The organism is Ancylobacter amanitiformis, assembly GCF_030814815.1.
GTDB lineage: Bacteria > Pseudomonadota > Alphaproteobacteria > Rhizobiales > Xanthobacteraceae > Ancylobacter > Ancylobacter amanitiformis.
Genome location: NZ_JAUSVR010000004.1, coordinates 166741 through 182261 on the forward strand (window position 1 = coordinate 166741; position 15521 = coordinate 182261).

17 protein-coding genes are annotated in these 15521 nt (G+C 67.1%); 11 read left to right on the forward strand and 6 right to left on the reverse strand.

Annotation, left to right across the window (positions count from 1 at the left end):
• Window positions 1-15 precede the first annotated feature (15 nt).
• Window positions 16-636 (reverse strand): LabA-like NYN domain-containing protein, encoded by a 621-nt coding sequence (locus tag QOZ99_RS08240; RefSeq protein ID WP_370876816.1) that lies wholly within the window; start codon window positions 634-636, stop codon window positions 16-18.
• A gap of 261 nt (window positions 637-897) precedes the next feature.
• On the opposite strand from QOZ99_RS08240, the gene rpoZ reads away from it, so the two are divergent.
• Window positions 898-1287 (forward strand): DNA-directed RNA polymerase subunit omega, encoded by a 390-nt coding sequence (rpoZ, locus tag QOZ99_RS08245; RefSeq protein WP_183191099.1) that lies wholly within the window; start codon window positions 898-900, stop codon window positions 1285-1287.
• A 140-nt stretch (window positions 1288-1427) separates the two neighbouring features.
• On the opposite strand, the gene QOZ99_RS08250 is transcribed toward rpoZ, so the two are convergent.
• The gene (locus tag QOZ99_RS08250; protein WP_306889486.1) at window positions 1428-1673 is read right to left on the reverse strand and encodes a hypothetical protein; all 246 of its coding nucleotides are present in this window, start codon (window positions 1671-1673) and stop codon (window positions 1428-1430) included.
• 212 nt (window positions 1674-1885) lie between these two features.
• On the opposite strand from QOZ99_RS08250, the gene QOZ99_RS08255 reads away from it, so the two are divergent.
• From QOZ99_RS08255 to parC, 10 genes are all read left to right on the forward strand, one after another.
• The gene (locus tag QOZ99_RS08255; RefSeq protein WP_306889487.1) at window positions 1886-4090 is read left to right on the forward strand and encodes a RelA/SpoT family protein; all 2205 of its coding nucleotides are present in this window, start codon (window positions 1886-1888) and stop codon (window positions 4088-4090) included.
• A gap of 90 nt (window positions 4091-4180) precedes the next feature.
• The gene (locus QOZ99_RS08260) at window positions 4181-4375 is read left to right on the forward strand and encodes a CsbD family protein (protein ID WP_306889488.1); all 195 of its coding nucleotides are present in this window, start codon (window positions 4181-4183) and stop codon (window positions 4373-4375) included.
• A gap of 78 nt (window positions 4376-4453) precedes the next feature.
• Entirely contained in the window at window positions 4454-5047 is a 594-nt protein-coding gene (gene pyrE, locus QOZ99_RS08265) for an orotate phosphoribosyltransferase (RefSeq protein ID WP_306889489.1), read from the forward strand.
• A gap of 4 nt (window positions 5048-5051) precedes the next feature.
• Complete coding sequence (locus tag QOZ99_RS08270) at window positions 5052-5828, forward strand: pyridoxine 5'-phosphate synthase (protein WP_306889491.1); 777 nt, start codon at window positions 5052-5054, stop codon at window positions 5826-5828.
• On the forward strand, window positions 5825-6232 hold the full coding sequence (gene acpS / locus QOZ99_RS08275) for a holo-ACP synthase (RefSeq protein ID WP_306889492.1): 408 nt from the start codon (window positions 5825-5827) through the stop codon (window positions 6230-6232). The genes QOZ99_RS08270 and acpS overlap by 4 nt, the downstream gene beginning before the upstream one ends.
• 116 nt (window positions 6233-6348) lie before the next feature.
• Window positions 6349-7104: a signal peptidase I gene (gene lepB, locus QOZ99_RS08280; protein WP_183191106.1), complete on the forward strand. Its 756-nt coding sequence runs from the start codon at window positions 6349-6351 to the stop codon at window positions 7102-7104.
• Entirely contained in the window at window positions 7101-7820 is a 720-nt protein-coding gene (gene rnc, locus QOZ99_RS08285) for a ribonuclease III (RefSeq protein ID WP_370876823.1), read from the forward strand. The genes lepB and rnc overlap by 4 nt, the downstream gene beginning before the upstream one ends.
• Entirely contained in the window at window positions 7817-8731 is a 915-nt protein-coding gene (gene era / locus QOZ99_RS08290) for a GTPase Era (protein WP_306889494.1), read from the forward strand. The genes rnc and era overlap by 4 nt, the downstream gene beginning before the upstream one ends.
• Before the next feature lie 15 nt (window positions 8732-8746).
• Complete coding sequence (gene recO / locus QOZ99_RS08295; protein ID WP_306889495.1) at window positions 8747-9496, forward strand: DNA repair protein RecO; 750 nt, start codon at window positions 8747-8749, stop codon at window positions 9494-9496.
• Window positions 9497-9580: 84 nt separating this feature from the next.
• A complete protein-coding gene (parC, locus tag QOZ99_RS08300) occupies window positions 9581-11812 on the forward strand; it encodes a DNA topoisomerase IV subunit A (protein ID WP_306889496.1) in 2232 nt (743 codons plus the stop codon).
• Between the two features lie 25 nt (window positions 11813-11837).
• On the opposite strand, the gene QOZ99_RS08305 is transcribed toward parC, so the two are convergent.
• The 4 genes from QOZ99_RS08305 to QOZ99_RS08320 all read right to left on the reverse strand — a co-directional run bounded on the left by QOZ99_RS08305 (window position 11838) and on the right by QOZ99_RS08320 (window position 15513).
• Window positions 11838-12764 (reverse strand): hypothetical protein, encoded by a 927-nt coding sequence (locus QOZ99_RS08305; RefSeq protein WP_306889497.1) that lies wholly within the window; start codon window positions 12762-12764, stop codon window positions 11838-11840.
• A gap of 76 nt (window positions 12765-12840) precedes the next feature.
• Window positions 12841-13590, reverse strand: coding sequence for an arginyltransferase (locus QOZ99_RS08310; protein ID WP_306889498.1), 750 nt, complete (start codon window positions 13588-13590; stop codon window positions 12841-12843).
• A gap of 83 nt (window positions 13591-13673) precedes the next feature.
• Window positions 13674-14192, reverse strand: coding sequence for an RDD family protein (locus QOZ99_RS08315; RefSeq protein WP_306889499.1), 519 nt, complete (start codon window positions 14190-14192; stop codon window positions 13674-13676).
• A gap of 94 nt (window positions 14193-14286) precedes the next feature.
• Window positions 14287-15513 carry a threonine ammonia-lyase gene (locus tag QOZ99_RS08320; RefSeq protein WP_306889500.1) on the reverse strand — a complete coding sequence of 409 codons (1227 nt, stop codon included), beginning with the start codon at window positions 15511-15513 and terminating at the stop codon, window positions 14287-14289.
• Window positions 15514-15521 lie beyond the last annotated feature (8 nt).

Genomic DNA, 15521 nt, shown 5'->3' on the forward strand with positions numbered 1-15521 from the left:
CTCGGGGATCCAGGTTCAGGGCTCGGACATCTCGTCATCATCGGCGGCCGGCGCCGGAGCGCGGCGTTCGAGGAAGCGCGGCGGCTCGTGCATGCGGCTGGACCGTTCCGCCGGGTCGCGGCCGATGCGGGCCTGGAGATCGACCAGATCGATGAACACATCCGCCTGGCGGCGCAGTTCGTCGGCGATCATCGGCGGCTGGGTGTGCACGCTCGACACCACACTCACGCGCACGCCCTTGCGCTGTACCGACTCCACCAGCGAGCGGAAATCACCGTCGCCGGAGAAGATCACGATGTGGTCAACATGGGCGGCGAGCTCCATGGCGTTCACCGCCAGCTCGATATCCATGTTGCCGCGGATCCGGCGGCGGCCCTGGCTGTCGGTGAATTCGCGCGCCGGCTTGGTGACGACCGAATAGCCATTATAATCGAGCCAGTCGAGCAGCGGGCGGATCGAGGAATATTCGGTGTCTTCGACCAGCGTCGTATAATAGAAGGCCCGGAGCACGTAGCCGCGGGTCTGGAACTCCTTGAGGAGCCGCTTGTAGTCGATATCGAAATTCAGTGCCTTGGTGGCCGAATAGAGATTGGCGCCATCGATGAATAAGGCGATCTTTTCCATGCCGTGGGTCATTATGGGTAAACACCTGAAATAAGAACAACAATTCCCGCTTGTCCGCGACGCGGCGCAGCGAGCTGACCCCCCAATGGTCCTAGACATAGCGCAATTGTGGCGGCGGCGGGACGGCCCGCGTGGTGTTTCCTGTGTTTATCGGCAGCATTTTTTGACCGCGCCCAAGGGCGGGGAGGGCGCATCGGGGTGAAAGGCTTGCCCTGAAGCACGCATTGGTTTATGGCGTGCGCTTTCCGATTACACCGTCAGGAGTGCCGAGGCATGGCTCGCGTCACCGTCGAGGACTGCATCGACAAGGTCGACAATCGCTTCGAACTCGTTCTGCTCGCCGGGCACCGCGCGCGCACGATCGCGTCCGGCTCACCGATCACCATCGATCGCGACAACGACAAGAACCCGGTCGTCGCCCTGCGCGAGATCGCCGAAGAGACCGTCTCGCCGGACGATCTGCGCGAGGAACTGATCCATTCGCTGCAGAAGTTCACGGAAGTCGACGAGCCCGAGCCCGAGACGGTTCCGATGATCGCGTCGTCCGCTTCGCAGGGCGCGGACGATTCCGACGTCATGCTCGACCGCATGACCGAGGAAGAGCTGCTCGCCGGCCTGCAGGGACTGGTTCCCCCCGAGCCGAGCGACGACGACGAAGGCTGAGCGGCCAAGGCCTCTCACGCCGAGGACCCTCACGACGAGGGTCTTCATGCCCGTCGCGGCATGGCATCCAGAACGACACCCGGCGCCGGCGAAAGCCGGCGTCGCCGTTTTCGGACCCGGTATCAGCCTCGGACCCGGTATCAGCCTTTGACGACGCGGATCAGCCGGTTGCGTTGTAGACGGTTCGTGCGATTGGATCTGAAAACCGGCTCGCCGGCCGTGTCGGCCTGCTGCGCCTCGAGTTCATCGTTGCGCTCCCGCAGCCGATCCAGTTCGTCCATGAGTGAGCTTTTCGAAGCCGCGCGTGAAAGGGCTGCCGCCAGGAAGCCCGCGAAGCCGCCGCCGACATAGAGGGCGAGATATCCGAGCCACGGCAGCCATTCCATGATCGATATTTCCCCCAAGGAATAGGCCAACGATAGTTGCAATTTCGGAGCAATTCAAATCTGGATTGCGAAGGCTGCCTGGGCCTTTTGTCCTGTTGTCAGGCCGGGCCCTCGATTTTGCAGCTGTCGCGCAACTTGCACCGGATCGGAACCATGACGATATTCGCTGAACCCGGCGCGAGACGAGTCGGGCTCTCACGGGTTGATCTGTCATGATGCGGCAGTACGAGCTCGTCGAGCGCGTCCGCCGGTACAATCCCAACACCGACGAATCGCTGCTCGACCGCGCTTATGTCTATGCGATGCGCGCCCACGGGACCCAGAAACGGGCCTCGGGCGATCCCTATTTCTCGCATCCCCTCGAAGTCGCGGCCATCCTGACGGATCTCAAGCTCGACGACGCGACCATTGTCGCGGCGCTGCTGCACGATACGATCGAGGATACCGACGCCACCCGCGATGAGATCGACCGCATCTTCGGCGCGCAGATCGGCGCGCTGGTCGAGGGCCTCACCAAGATCAAGAAGCTCGACCTCGTCTCCAAACAGGCCAAGCAGGCGGAAAACCTGCGCAAGCTGCTGCTCGCCATCGCCGACGACGTGCGCGTGCTGCTGGTCAAGCTCGCCGACCGGCTGCACAACATGCGCACCCTGAAATGGGTGCCGGAGGAAAAGCGCAACCGCGTCGCCCAGGAAACGCTGGATATCTACGCCCCGCTCGCCGGCCGCATGGGCATGCACGACATGCGCGAGGAGCTGGAGGACCTGTCCTTCCGCCAGTTGTCGGCCGAAGCGTATGAATCCATCCGCAGCCGCCTGCAGGCGCTGAAGGAGCACAATGGCGAGCTGGTCGCCGCCATCGAGCGCGAGCTGTCGGACGCGATCGCCAACAAGGGCATCGTCGCGGTGGTGAGGGGGCGGGAGAAGCGGCCCTATTCGATCTGGCGCAAGATGGAGCTGAAATCGATCGCCTTCGAGCAGCTCTCGGACATTTACGGCTTCCGCATCCTGGTCGACCGCATGGAGGACTGCTACGCCGCGCTCGGCGTGGTGCACACCAAGTGGCCGCTCGTCCCCGGCCGCTTCAAGGACTACATCTCGACGCCCAAGCAGAACGATTACCGCTCTATTCACACCACCGTGGTCGGTCCGGGCCGCCAGCGCGTCGAACTGCAGATCCGCACGCGCGAAATGCACGACATCGCCGAATACGGCATCGCCGCCCATGCGCTCTACAAGGATGCGCCGGGCGTGGCCGCGCCGGGCAACCGCGAATCCAATGCCTATGCCTGGCTGCGCCGCACCATCGAACTGCTGGCCGAGGGCTCCAGCCCCGAGGAGTTCCTCGAGCACACCAAGCTGGAGCTGTTCCACGACCAGGTGTTCTGTTTCACCCCCAAGGGCCGGCTGATCATCCTGCCGCGCCGGGCGACGCCGATCGACTTCGCCTATGCCGTGCATACCGGCGTGGGCGACCGCGCGGTCGGCTCCAAGGTGAACGGCAAGGTCTCCCCGCTGGTCTCCGAACTGCATAATGGCGATGAGGTCGAGATCATCACCGCCGAGGGGCAGACCCCGCCGGCAGCGTGGGAATCGATCGTCGCCACCGGCAAGGCGAGGGCCGCCATCCGGCGCGCCACCCGCGCCGCGGTGCGCGCGCAATATGCCGGCCTCGGCAAGCGCATCGTCGAGCGGTCGGTGGCGCGGGCGGGCAAGGTGTTTTCCGAGGAGCGCCTCGCCGGCGTTGTGCCGCGCCTCGCCCGCAGCTCGCTGGACGATGTCTATGCCGCCGTGGGGCGCGGCGAGATGCGCGCCGACGACGTGGTCAAGGCGATCTACCCGGAATGGGCCGGTCCGCGCGTCGAGGAGCGCGGCGCCCCGCATGGCGAAGGCTGGTTCGAGCTTGAGCGCGGCCAGAGCCTCAAGTTCAAGATTCCCGGCATCGAGAGCGATCCGGACCCCAAGACCGCCATCCCAATTCGCGGCATCAACCGCGAGCTTCCCGTGCATTTCGCGCCCAATGGCGGCGCGGTGCCGGGCGATCGCATCGTCGGCATCCTCACGCCGGGCGAGGGCATCACCGTCTACCCCATCCAGTCGCCCGCGCTGCAGGAGTTCGAGGAAGAGCCGGAGCGCTGGCTGGATGTGCGCTGGGACGTGGACGAGGACGACCCGCAGCGTTTCCCCGTGCAGATCGTCGTGGTGGCGACCAACGAGCCCGGCTCGCTCGCCCAGATCGCCCAGGTGATCGGCGAGCGCGACGGCAATATCGAGAACCTGCGCATGTCCTCCCGCTCGGCCGATTTCACCCGCATGGTGATCGATATCGGCGTGTATGACCTGCGCCATCTCAACGGCATCCTTGCGGACCTGCGGGCGCGCCCTGTCGTGTCCAGCGTGGAGCGGGTGAACGGCTGATCGGGAACGCGGGGAAGGGGAACCCGTCGCCGGCCGGCGGGTTATTCCCGCGGCGGTATCCGGCCGCCCATCAACGCGAGGGAGACGCCAATGCCCACCGAGCAGATCAAGGGAACGTTTCGCATCCTCACCGGCGCCGCGCGGACCGTCTGCGGGCACCTGCTCGGGGATGGCGCGATGGCGGCGCACGGGCGTGTCGAGCAGCTGGCGGGCGAGGCGATGCTGGCCTGCGCGCGGGCGCGTGGCCTGCGGACGGCATCGCATTTGCCCGCCGCCGGCCGCTGACGGCGCGAACAGCCGTGACGCGGCCCGGCGGATCGGCTATCAGCTCAAGCCGTTTCGCAACAATTTCCGGGCATCGAGATGACACAAGACGAGGTCGTGGCCGAATTTCGTGCGGCTGGCGCATTGATGGAAGGCCATTTCATCCTGTCGTCCGGCCTGCGCAGCCCCGTCTTCCTGCAGAAGATGTTCATCTTTCAGGATCCGGTGCGCACGGCGCGCCTGTGCAAGGCGCTGGCGGAGAAGGCGGAAGCAGCCTTCGGCAAGATCGACGTGGTCGTGTCGCCCGCCATTGGCGGCATCGTGCCGGGTTATGAGACGGCCCGGCACCTCGGCGCCAAGGCCATCTTCGTCGAGCGCGAGGACGGCGCGTTCCAGCTGCGCCGCGGCTTCACCATCGCGCCCGACGCCCGCGTGCTGATGGTGGAGGATATCGTCACCACGGGCCTCTCCTCGCGCGAATGCCTCGCGGCCATTGCCGAGCACAGTTCGAACGTGGTCGGCGCCGCCTGCCTGATCGATCGTTCCAATGGCAAGGCAAACCTTGGCGTGCCCTTCATCGCGCTGGCCAAGCTCGACATCCCCACCTATCCCGCCGATGCGCTGCCGCCCGAACTTGCCGCCCTGCCGGCGATCAAGCCGGGCAGCCGCAGTATCCAGGGCGCGAAAGGCTGAGGCGATGACGCGCATCGTGCCGCCGCTCCGCCTGGGCGTGAATGTCGACCACGTGGCCACGCTGCGCAACGCGCGGGGCGGCGTGTTGCCCGATCCTGTGCGGGCGGCGCAACTCGCCTGCGCGGCGGGGGCGGATGGCATCACCGCGCATCTGCGCGAAGACCGCCGGCACATCAGCGATGCCGACATGCGCCGTCTCAAGGACGTGCTGCTCGTGCCGCTGAATTTCGAGATGGCGGCGACCGACGAGATGGTGGCGCTGGCGATCGATCTTGCCCCGCATGCCTGCTGCCTCGTGCCCGAGCGGCGCGAGGAGCGCACCACCGAGGGCGGGCTCGACGTGCTGGGCGGCGGCATCGACCTCGCCCGCAAGGTGGAGCGCCTCGGCGCCGCCGGCATCCGCGTCTCGCTGTTCATCGCGCCCGACGAGGACCAGATCGCCCGCGCCGCCGATATCGGTGCGGCGGTGGTGGAACTTCACACCGGCGCGTGGTGCGAATTCGTCGCCGCCGGCGAGACCGCCAGGGCCGGGGCGGAATTCGCCCGGCTGGCGAACGCCGCCCGGCAGGGCGCGGCGCTGGGCCTTGAGATCCATGCCGGCCACGGGCTCGACTGTGCGACGGCCGGGATCATCGCCGCGCTGGAGCCGGTGCGTGAGCTGAATATCGGGCATTTCCTGATCGGCGAGGCCATCTTTGCCGGGCTGGAGGGCGCCATCCGGCAGATGCGCCACGCGATGGCGCAGGGGCGCGCCGCCATCGGCACGGGGACAGCGGCATGATCATCGGCATCGGTTCGGATATCACGGATGCGCGGCGCGTGGCGGAGGTGCTGGAGCGCCATGGCGAGCGTTTCCTCGAACGCGTGTTCACGCCGATCGAGCGCGCCAAGTCCGAGCGCCGGGTGCGCCGCGCGGAGAGCTACGCCAAGCGCTTCGCCGCCAAGGAGGCCTGCGCCAAGGCGCTCGGCACCGGGCTCGCGCAGGGCGTGTTCTGGAAGGACATGGGCGTGGTGAACCAGCCCTCCGGCCGGCCGACCATGGAACTCACCGGCGGCGCGCTGGCCCGGCTCGAAGCGATCACCCCGCCGGGCTTCGATGCCCGCATCGATCTGACCATTACCGATGACGGCCCGATCGCGCAGGCTTTCGTCATCATCAGCGCGGTTGCGAAAGATGGCGCGTGACGTGCCGTCACGTCGAGCAATCGTGACCACGGCGCGTTGCCGCAGGGCCCCCGAGCGGGTATAGGAGCGCTCACCCCGGCGGGCGATGACATCCGCGGCGTACAGCGGAAGGCGATATGACGTCGAAGACTGAACCGAAAAAGAAGGAAGGCGGGCTCGGCGAGACCGCCAAGGTGATCTTCCAGGCGTTCCTGATCGCCATCGTGATCCGCACCTTCCTGTTCCAGCCCTTCAACATCCCCTCCGGGTCGATGAAGGAGACGCTGCTGGTCGGCGACTATCTCTTCGTTTCGAAGTTCAGCTACGGCTATAGCCGCTTCTCGCTGCCCTTCTCGCCGCCGCTGTTCAGCGGCCGGCTGCTCGGCTCGACGCCGAACCGGGGCGACGTGGTGGTGTTCAAGCTGCCGCGCGACGAGACGACCGACTACATCAAGCGCGTGATCGGGCTACCCGGCGACGAGATCCAGATGATCGGCGGCGTGCTGCACATCAACGGCGTGCCGGTGAAGCGCGAGGATGCCGGCTACTGGATGGACGACGAGGGCGACGGGCAGGTGCAGCGGGTCAAGCGCTGGACCGAAACCCTGCCGAACGGCGTGAGCTACTACACGCTCGACCTCGTGGAGAACGGCTTCTACGACAACACCCCGGTCTACAAGGTGCCGCCCGAGCACTATTTCATGATGGGCGACAACCGCGACAATTCCACCGACAGCCGCGTTCTGAGCCAGGTGGGCTATGTGCCCTACGAGAACCTGATCGGCCGCGCGCAGGTGATCTTCTTCTCGGTGAAGGAAGGCGATGCCGCCTGGCAGTTCTGGAAATGGCCCTGGTCGGTGCGCTGGGACCGCCTGCTCTCCTTCGTGCGATGACGCGCGGCGCGCGTGCTTCCCTCGATGAAGCCGGCCTCGCCTCGCTGGAGGAGGCCCTTGGACACCGCTTCAAGGATCGCGCGCATCTCGCGCTGGCGCTGACCCATATCAGCGCCGTTACCGGCGTGCAGGGCAGCCGGGCGCGGGTGCGGTCCTATCAGCGGCTGGAGTTTCTCGGCGACCATGTGCTCGGGCTTGTCGTTTCCGACATGCTCTACCGCGCCTATACCAGCGCCGAGGAGGGCGAGCTGTCGCGACGGCTGGCCGATCTCGTCTGCGAGGATAGCTGCGCCGAGGTGGCGCGCGCCATGGGTGTCGGCGCCTATATCCGGCTCGGCGCGGGCGAGGATCGCTCCGGCGGGCGAGACCGGCCGGCGATCCTGGCCGATATCGCCGAATCGGTGCTCGCCGCGGTCTATCTCGACGCCGGTTTCCCCGCCGCCGAGGCGCTGGTGGAGCGCTTCTGGCGCCCGCGCCTGCGGCTGGCGGGCGGCTCTGCCCGCGACCCCAAGACGGCGCTGCAGGAATGGGCGCAGGCCCGTGGCCTGCCGCCGCCCGGTTACAGGCTGGTGGAACGCTCCGGACCGGATCATAGTCCACTCTTCCGCATCGCCGTCGAGGTGCCCGGATTCGCCTCCGTGGAGGCCGACGGTCCCTCGAAGCAGAACGCGCAGAAGGCGGCCGCGGCCGCCTTTCTCGAACAGGTCCATGCATGAATGATGTCGCCGTTCCGACTCGCTGTGGTTTCGTCGCCCTGATCGGGGCGCCGAATGCCGGCAAGTCGACACTCACCAACGCCCTGGTCGGCACCAAGGTGTCCATCGTCTCGCACAAGGTGCAGACGACGCGCTCGCTGCTGCGCGGCATCGCGCTGGAAGGCGCGACGCAGATCATCCTGGTCGACACGCCCGGCATTTTCGCGCCCAAGCGGCGGCTGGAAAAGGCGATGGTCCGCTCGGCCTGGAGCGGGGCGGGAGATGCCGATGCCGTGGTGCTGCTGATCGACGCCCGCATCGGCCTGACCGAGGATGTGGAGGCGATCATCCGCGGCCTTGTCGATGTGCGCCGGCCCCGCGCCATCCTGCTCAACAAGATCGACCTGGTGAAGCGCGAGAACCTTCTGGAGCTCGCCGCCAAGATCGCCGAGCGCATCACCTTCGACCGGCTGTTCATGGTGTCGGCGCTGTCGGGAAGCGGTCTTGTCGAGCTGCGCGAATGGTTGCGGGATCTGCTGCCCTTCGGGCCGTGGCTCTACCCCGAGGACCAGATTTCCGACGCCCCGATGCGCACGCTGGCGGCTGAAATCACCCGCGAGAAGCTGTTCCACCGCCTGCACGAGGAACTGCCCTACCGCTCCACCGTCGAGACCGACAGCTGGCAGGAGCGCCCGGACGGCTCGGTGCGCATCGAGCAGACCATTTTCGTGGAGCGCGAAAGCCAGCGCAAGATCGTGCTGGGCAAGGGCGGCGAAACCATCAAGGCGATCTCCACCTCCGCCCGCAAGGAGCTGGTGGAGATTCTGGAACAGCCGGTCCACCTGTTCCTGTTCGTCAAGGTGCGCGAGAACTGGGCGGATGATCCCGAGCGTTACCGCGAGATGGGCCTCGAATTCCCGTCGTCGGACTGACGGGGCGGAACGCCCATGGAATGGGTCGATGACGGCATCATCGTCGGGCTTCGCCGCCACGGCGAGGCCAATGCCATTGTCGAACTGCTCACCGTGGCGCATGGGCGCCATCTCGGCCTGGTGCGCGGCGGCGGCTCGCGCCGGCAGGCGGCGGCACTGCAGCCGGGAAACAGCGTGCGCGCGAGCTGGCGGGCGCGGCTCGACGAGCATCTGGGCGCCTTCACGCTGGAAGTCACGCGCGCGCGGGCCGGGCGGCTGATGGGCGAGGCGCACTCGGCCTTCGCGCTCTCCCATGTGGGCGCGCTGCTGCGCCTGCTGCCGGAGCGCGACCCGCATCCCGGGTTGCATCTCATCGTCGAGACCATGGTCGAGCATCTGGCCGAACCGCGCCTCACCGGCATGATGGTGGCGCGGTTCGAGCTGATGATGCTGTCCGAGCTCGGCTTCGGGCTCGATCTTTCCAGCTGCGCGGCGACCGGCGGGCGCAATGACCTGCTCTATGTCTCGCCCAGGACCGGCCGGGCGGTGAGCCGCGATGCCGGCGAGCCGTGGCGCGACAGGCTGCTGGGCCTGCCCTTCTTCCTCATCAGCGAGGTGGCCGAGCCCCCGCCGCCGGAGGAGATCCGCACCGCCTTCGCGCTGACCGGGCATTTCCTCGCCCAGCGCGTGTTCGCGCCGCGCGGGCTCACCCTGCCCGATGCCCGCCAGTCGCTGTTCACGGCGCTCGACCGCGCCGCATCGCGCCTGCCGCCGGCCCGGCTCTGAGCGGCGCAGATTCGCGGTGAATAGCGGGCGGATAAGCAGCGTTCTCGTCTTGTTCCTTTGATTGATTCGCTGTAGCCAAGACCCATGGGAGAGGGACCGATTCCGAAGGATCAGGGCTCGGTCGAGCCGATCGGGCTGAAGGCGGCGCTGGAAGAGCGCTACCTCGCCTATGCGCTGTCCACCATCATGCACCGGGCCCTGCCGGACGCGCGGGACGGGCTGAAGCCCGTGCATCGCCGCATTCTCTATGGCATGCGGCTGTTGCGGCTCGACCCGGGCGGGGGCTTCCGCAAGAGCGCGAAGATCGTCGGCGATGTGATGGGCTCGTTCCATCCGCACGGCAATGCGGCGATCTACGACGCCATGGTGCGCCTCGCGCAGGATTTCGCGCAGCGCTACCCGCTGGTCGACGGGCAGGGCAATTTCGGCAATATCGACGGCGACAACGCGGCGGCCGAGCGCTACACCGAGGCGCGGCTGACCGAGGTCGCCCGCCTCATCCTCGACGGTATCGACGAGGACGCGGTCGACTTCCGCCCGAACTATGACGGGACGACGGAAGAACCCGTCGTCATGCCGGGCGCCTTCCCGAACCTCCTCGCCAATGGCTCGACCGGCATCGCCGTGGGCATGGCGACCTCGATCCCGCCGCACAACGCGGCCGAACTGATCGATGCCAGCCTGCACCTGATCGCCCATCCGCACGCGACGACCGACGACCTCCTCAAATTCGTCAAGGGGCCGGATTTCCCCACCGGCGGCGTCATCATCGAATCGCCGGCCTCGATCGCCGATGCCTACGCCACCGGGCGCGGCGGCTTTCGCCTCCGGGCCCGCTGGCACAAGGAGGAGAGCGGGCGCGGCTCCTATACGGTCGTCGTCACCGAGATTCCCTATGGCGTGCCGAAGTCGCGGCTGGTCGAGAAGATCGCCGACCTCCTCAACGAGAAGAAGCTGCCGCTGCTCGCCGACGTGCGCGACGAATCGGCCGAGGATGTGCGCCTCGTGCTGGAGCCGCGCGCGCGGAATGTCGATGCCGAGCTGATGATGGAGAGCCTGTTCCGGCTCACCGAGCTGGAAATCCGCTTCCCGCTGAACATGAACGTGCTGGTCGGCGGGCAGGTCCCGAAGGTCGTCAGCCTCACCGAGGCGCTGCGCGAGTGGGTCGACCACCGGCGCGAGGTTCTGCTGCGCCGCTCCCGCCATCGGCTCGCCGAGATCGGCCACCGGCTGGAGGTGCTGGGCGGCTACCTCATCGCCTATCTCAACCTCGACGAGGTGATCCGCATCATCCGCGAGGAGGATGAGCCGAAGGTTGAGCTGATGCGGACCTTCGAACTGACCGACGTGCAGGCGGAAGCCATCCTCAACATGCGCCTGCGCTCGCTGCGCAAGCTTGAGGAATTCGAGATCCGCAAGGAGCACGACGCGCTGACCGCGGAGAAGGGCGAGATCGAGGCGTTGCTCGGCTCGGAGGCGCGGCAGTGGAAGACGGTCGCCTGGCAGCTCGGGGAGACGCGCAAGGCGTTCGGGCCGGACACCCCGCTCGGGCGGCGGCGCACCAGCTTCGGCGAGGCGGCCGCCCATGGCGCGGATGCGGTGAGCGAGGCGCTGGTGGAGCGCGAGCCGATCACCGTCGTCGTCTCGGAAAAGGGCTGGATCCGCGCGCTCAAGGGCCATGTGGCGGACCTCTCCGCGCTCGCCTTCAAGGGCGACGACCAGCTCAAGCTGTCCTTCTTCACCGAGACGACCTCGAAGCTGCTGGTCTTCGCCACCAATGGCCGCTTCTACACGCTGGACGCGTCCAAGCTGCCCGGCGGGCGCGGCCATGGCGAGCCGCTGCGACTGTCGATCGACCTTGAGCAGGAGGCCGACATTGTCGACGTCCTGCCCTATCAGGGCGGGCGCAAGCTGCTGGTCACGGCCAAGGAGGGCAGGGGCTTCCTCGTGGCCGAGGACGAATGCGTCGCCAATACCCGCAAGGGCAAGCAGGTGCTCGGCGTCGACGCGCAGGAAGCCTGCAAGGTGATGCCGGCCGTGGGCGACACGGTGGCGGTGATCGGCGAGAACCGCAAGCTGCTGGTCTTCCCGCTCAGCCAGATTCCGGAAATGACGCGCGGGCGCGGCGTGCGGCTACAGCGCTACAAGGACGGCGCCATGTCCGACGTGAAGGTGTTCAGCGCCGCCGACGGCCTCACCTGGCGGGACACGTCCGGGCGTACCTGGACCGTGAGCGACCTCACCGAATGGCGCGGCGAGCGCGCCAGCGCCGGCCGCCTCCCGCCCAAGGGTTTTCCGCGCAACAACCGGTTCTGAGGACATTGCCGCGCGGCATGCGCCGTCAGAGCAAGGATCGGTCTTCCTGCTCCTCGAGCAACGTGCTGAATGCATTGATGGGACGCGTGGGCATTTCGTCGAACACAAGCTGCTCAGGAAGGCGCGTCATACGGATGGCAAGGCTTCCCGGTTCCTGCTCGATGAACGTGTCGAAATGGGTAAAATTGCTCGTCGCCAAATCGAGCACCGGTTCAGCGTAACTTTCCAGCTTGTCCTTAAAGCCGAGAACGCTGCCATTGAAGCCGATATATTCAGCCAGGCGACGGAAGAGCTTCGGCATGACCACCAGATTGTCAGTCAGGTCGCTCAACCCGTCGACGGTAAAGGGGGTTGTGCCGACGTCAGCGAGATACAGGCCCCGTTTGGCCGCTCGGGCCTGCGTGGTGGCATCGATCAGCGTTGCGCGCAGATCGGCAAACAGGCCGGTGTAAAAGGTACCGTAGGCAAGCCCCGCCTGGACAGCGTGAAAGTTGTAGGAGGCCGTCAGCCGCTCCGGATCGAGAAAGGCGTCGCTGCCATCGGCTTCCGGCGGATCGCCGGCGAAGACGAACGCCACCGGGCGCCGGTTCTTCTCGACCGCTCGGGCGAGTATGTAGCCGCGTGTGCCGTCCGAGGCTGACGCTACCAATGTGCGATTCGCGTTCCACACGACATTGCGGATTCCGGCGAAGCTTAGCAGCGCGTCGGCGGCGGCCTCGGCCAGATCGAGCGGCTGGTGCAGCGCCGACCCACTTGATGGCGGCGAATAATGGGTTTCGAGCGTGTCGATCGCTTCGATGCGAAGCTGCGCGTGGCCACGCGCGTTCAGCCGCGCGGGCGGCCCCGACAGACGAGCCCAATGGACCGGATCATCCGCCTTGAACCGGATGGAGTCCCCGTCGGGAGAATAGCCGACGACGTGAAAGGTCCCCTTGATCATGGTGAATGGCATCAGCACCTCCCCCTAACGTGAGGATGATGCCTGCGTGGATGTGCAATCTCAAGTTGAAAGTGGCAACCGCCCGTGGCTACCCCTCCACCCGCTCCCAGCCGGCCGGCATGAGCCGCTCCTGCGGCAGGAAGCGGCGCTTGTAGTCCATCTTGGCCGAGCCGTTGACCCAGTAGCCGAGATAGACATAGGGCAGACCCATGGCCCGGGCCTTGGTCACGTGATCGAGGATCATGAACGTGCCGAGCGAGCGGGCGGGCGCGTCGGGCTCGTAGAAGGAATAGACCATGGACAGCCCGTCGGCGAGCACGTCGCTCAGCGCCACGCCATGCAGCGCGCCGTGGCCGCGCCCGTTGATGGCGGTGTCCGGCCCGCGCCGGCGATATTCGATCAGGCGGGTGCGCACATGGCTGTCCTCGACCATCATCGCGTAGTCGAGCACGCTCATGTCGGCCATGCCGCCATCGCCATGGCGGCTGTCGAGATAGGCGCGGAACAGCGAATATTGCTCGGCCGTCGGCACCGCCGAGCGCATGTCGCCGACAAGGTCGTCATTGGCCTGCCGCACCCGGCGGAAGGAGCGCGATTCGATGAACTCGTTGACGCAGATTCGCACCGAGACGCAGGCCCGGCAATGTTCGCAGGCGGGGCGGTAGGCAATCGACTGGCTGCGGCGAAAACCGCCATGGGTCAGCACGTCGTTGAGCTGGGTGGCCCGCTCGCCGACCAGATGGGTAAACACCTTCCGCTCCTCCCGGCCCGGTAGATAGGGGCAGGGGGATGGGGCGGTCAGGTAGAACTGCGGTGTGTCGCGCGGATGTTCTGTCACGGGTGGTTCGCAGTCAGGGGGAATCAGAGATTGCCAGAGACCGCGGCGAGGTCAAAGCACTCGATGCGTCGTCCGCGCCGGGATCAGCGCCAGCGGGGCCGCAATTGAGCGGCGCGCTCTTCATTATTGGTGACGACCGTGCCCAGGATCATGTCGTGCAGCAGGCGCCGGCGCGCGTTGAACAGGCCGACCAGCAGCACGAAGGGCGTCAGCACGCTGAGCGACACCCAGAACAGCACGAGGCTGAGCACCGCCAGCAGCGGCGACATCGGCGCACCATGCCACAGGCGCATCTCGATCCCCATGGCCCGCATGCCGATGGTGGCCGATCGCGGTCCGCCGAGCGTGAGGCCGGCATAGACCAGCGCCCAGATCACGAAGGCCGGGCTCAGCAGGCCGTAGAGAAACCAGCCCAGGCCCAGCGTGATGAAACCGAACACGAAGATGAACACCGCCGCCAGGCCGATCGGCGCGCAGATCATCACCGCGTCGATCAGACAGGCGAGGCTGCGCCGCGCGAGCACGCCCTGGAAATATTCCGGATCGGCGAGGGGGTCGAAGGCGTAGGGCCGGGGGGCCCCGTAATAATTGGCGTCGCTCATGGCGGTGTTCCTCCTCGCCCATCAGGTGGGAAGGGCGAGCGCCGGCGGCAAGGCGGCTGGCCTCGCGTCGGCGCCGTCCTTCCCGCGCCGGCCGTCAGTTGCCGGTGCGCCAGTCGATGCGGGCGACATCCATGCCGTTCTCGATCAGCGCGATGTAGACCTGATCGGCATGGGTGCGGTCCCGCGTCTCCACCGTCACGTCGAGCCGCGCGCCCTTGGCGTGCACGTCGAGGAAGTGGCGCTTGTGCTCGACCTCGAGGATGTTGGCGCCGAGCTGGCCCAGCATCGTCGAGATGATGCCGAGTTCGCCGGGCCGGTCCATCATGGAGAAGCGGAAGCTGACGATGCGCTCCTCGCGCTCCAGTTCCCGCATCATGATGGACGCGACGATGCGCGGGTCGATATTGCCGCCAGAGACGACCAGGCCGACATTGCGGCCGCGATAGCGCTCCGGCTCGGCGAGAAGCGCCGCGAGGCCGGCCGCACCGGCGCCCTCGGCGAGCGTCTTCTGCTGGGTGAGGAACAGGTTGACCGCCCGCTCGATGATCGGCTCCTCCACCAGCACCACGTCGGAGACCAGCGCGGAGACGATTTCGCGGGTCAGCACGCCGGCCTGCTTCACCGCGATGCCCTCGGCCAGCGTGGTGCCCTCGCAGGGCAGGCTCTGCTGGTGCAGCGCATTCCACATGGAGGGATAGCGCGAGGTCTCGACGCCGACGATCTCGATGTCCGGCCGCTTCTCGCGCGCCGCCACCGCCATGCCGGAAATGAGCCCGCCGCCGCCCACCGGCACCAGCAGCGCCTCCAGCTCGGGCGCGTCTTCCAGCATTTCGGACGCGACGGAGCCCTGGCCGGCGATCACGAAGCGATCGTCATAGGGGTGCACCCAGACGAGGCTTTCCGCGCGGGCGATGCGGTCCGCCTCCTCGCTGGCGTCACCCACCGATTCGCCGTGCAGTACCACGCGCGCGCCATGCGCCTCGGTCGCCGCCACCTTCACGATGGGCGTGTGCATGGGCATGACGATGGTGGCGCGAATGCCCAGCCGGGCGGCGTGGTAGGCCACCGCCTGCGCGTGGTTGCCGGCCGACATGGCGACCACGCCGGCGGCGCGCTCGGCCGGGGAAAGGCTGGCCAGCTTGGTCAGCGCGCCGCGCTCCTTGAACGAGGCGGTGACCTGAAGATTCTCGTACTTGATGAACACATGCGCCCCGGTAATCGCCGACAGGCGCGGCGCCGGCAGCGTGGGCGTGCGCAGCACCGCGCCGGCCAGCACTTCGCGGGCAGCGGCGACATCGGCGGGAGTGACGGGCAAGGTCATCGAGATAC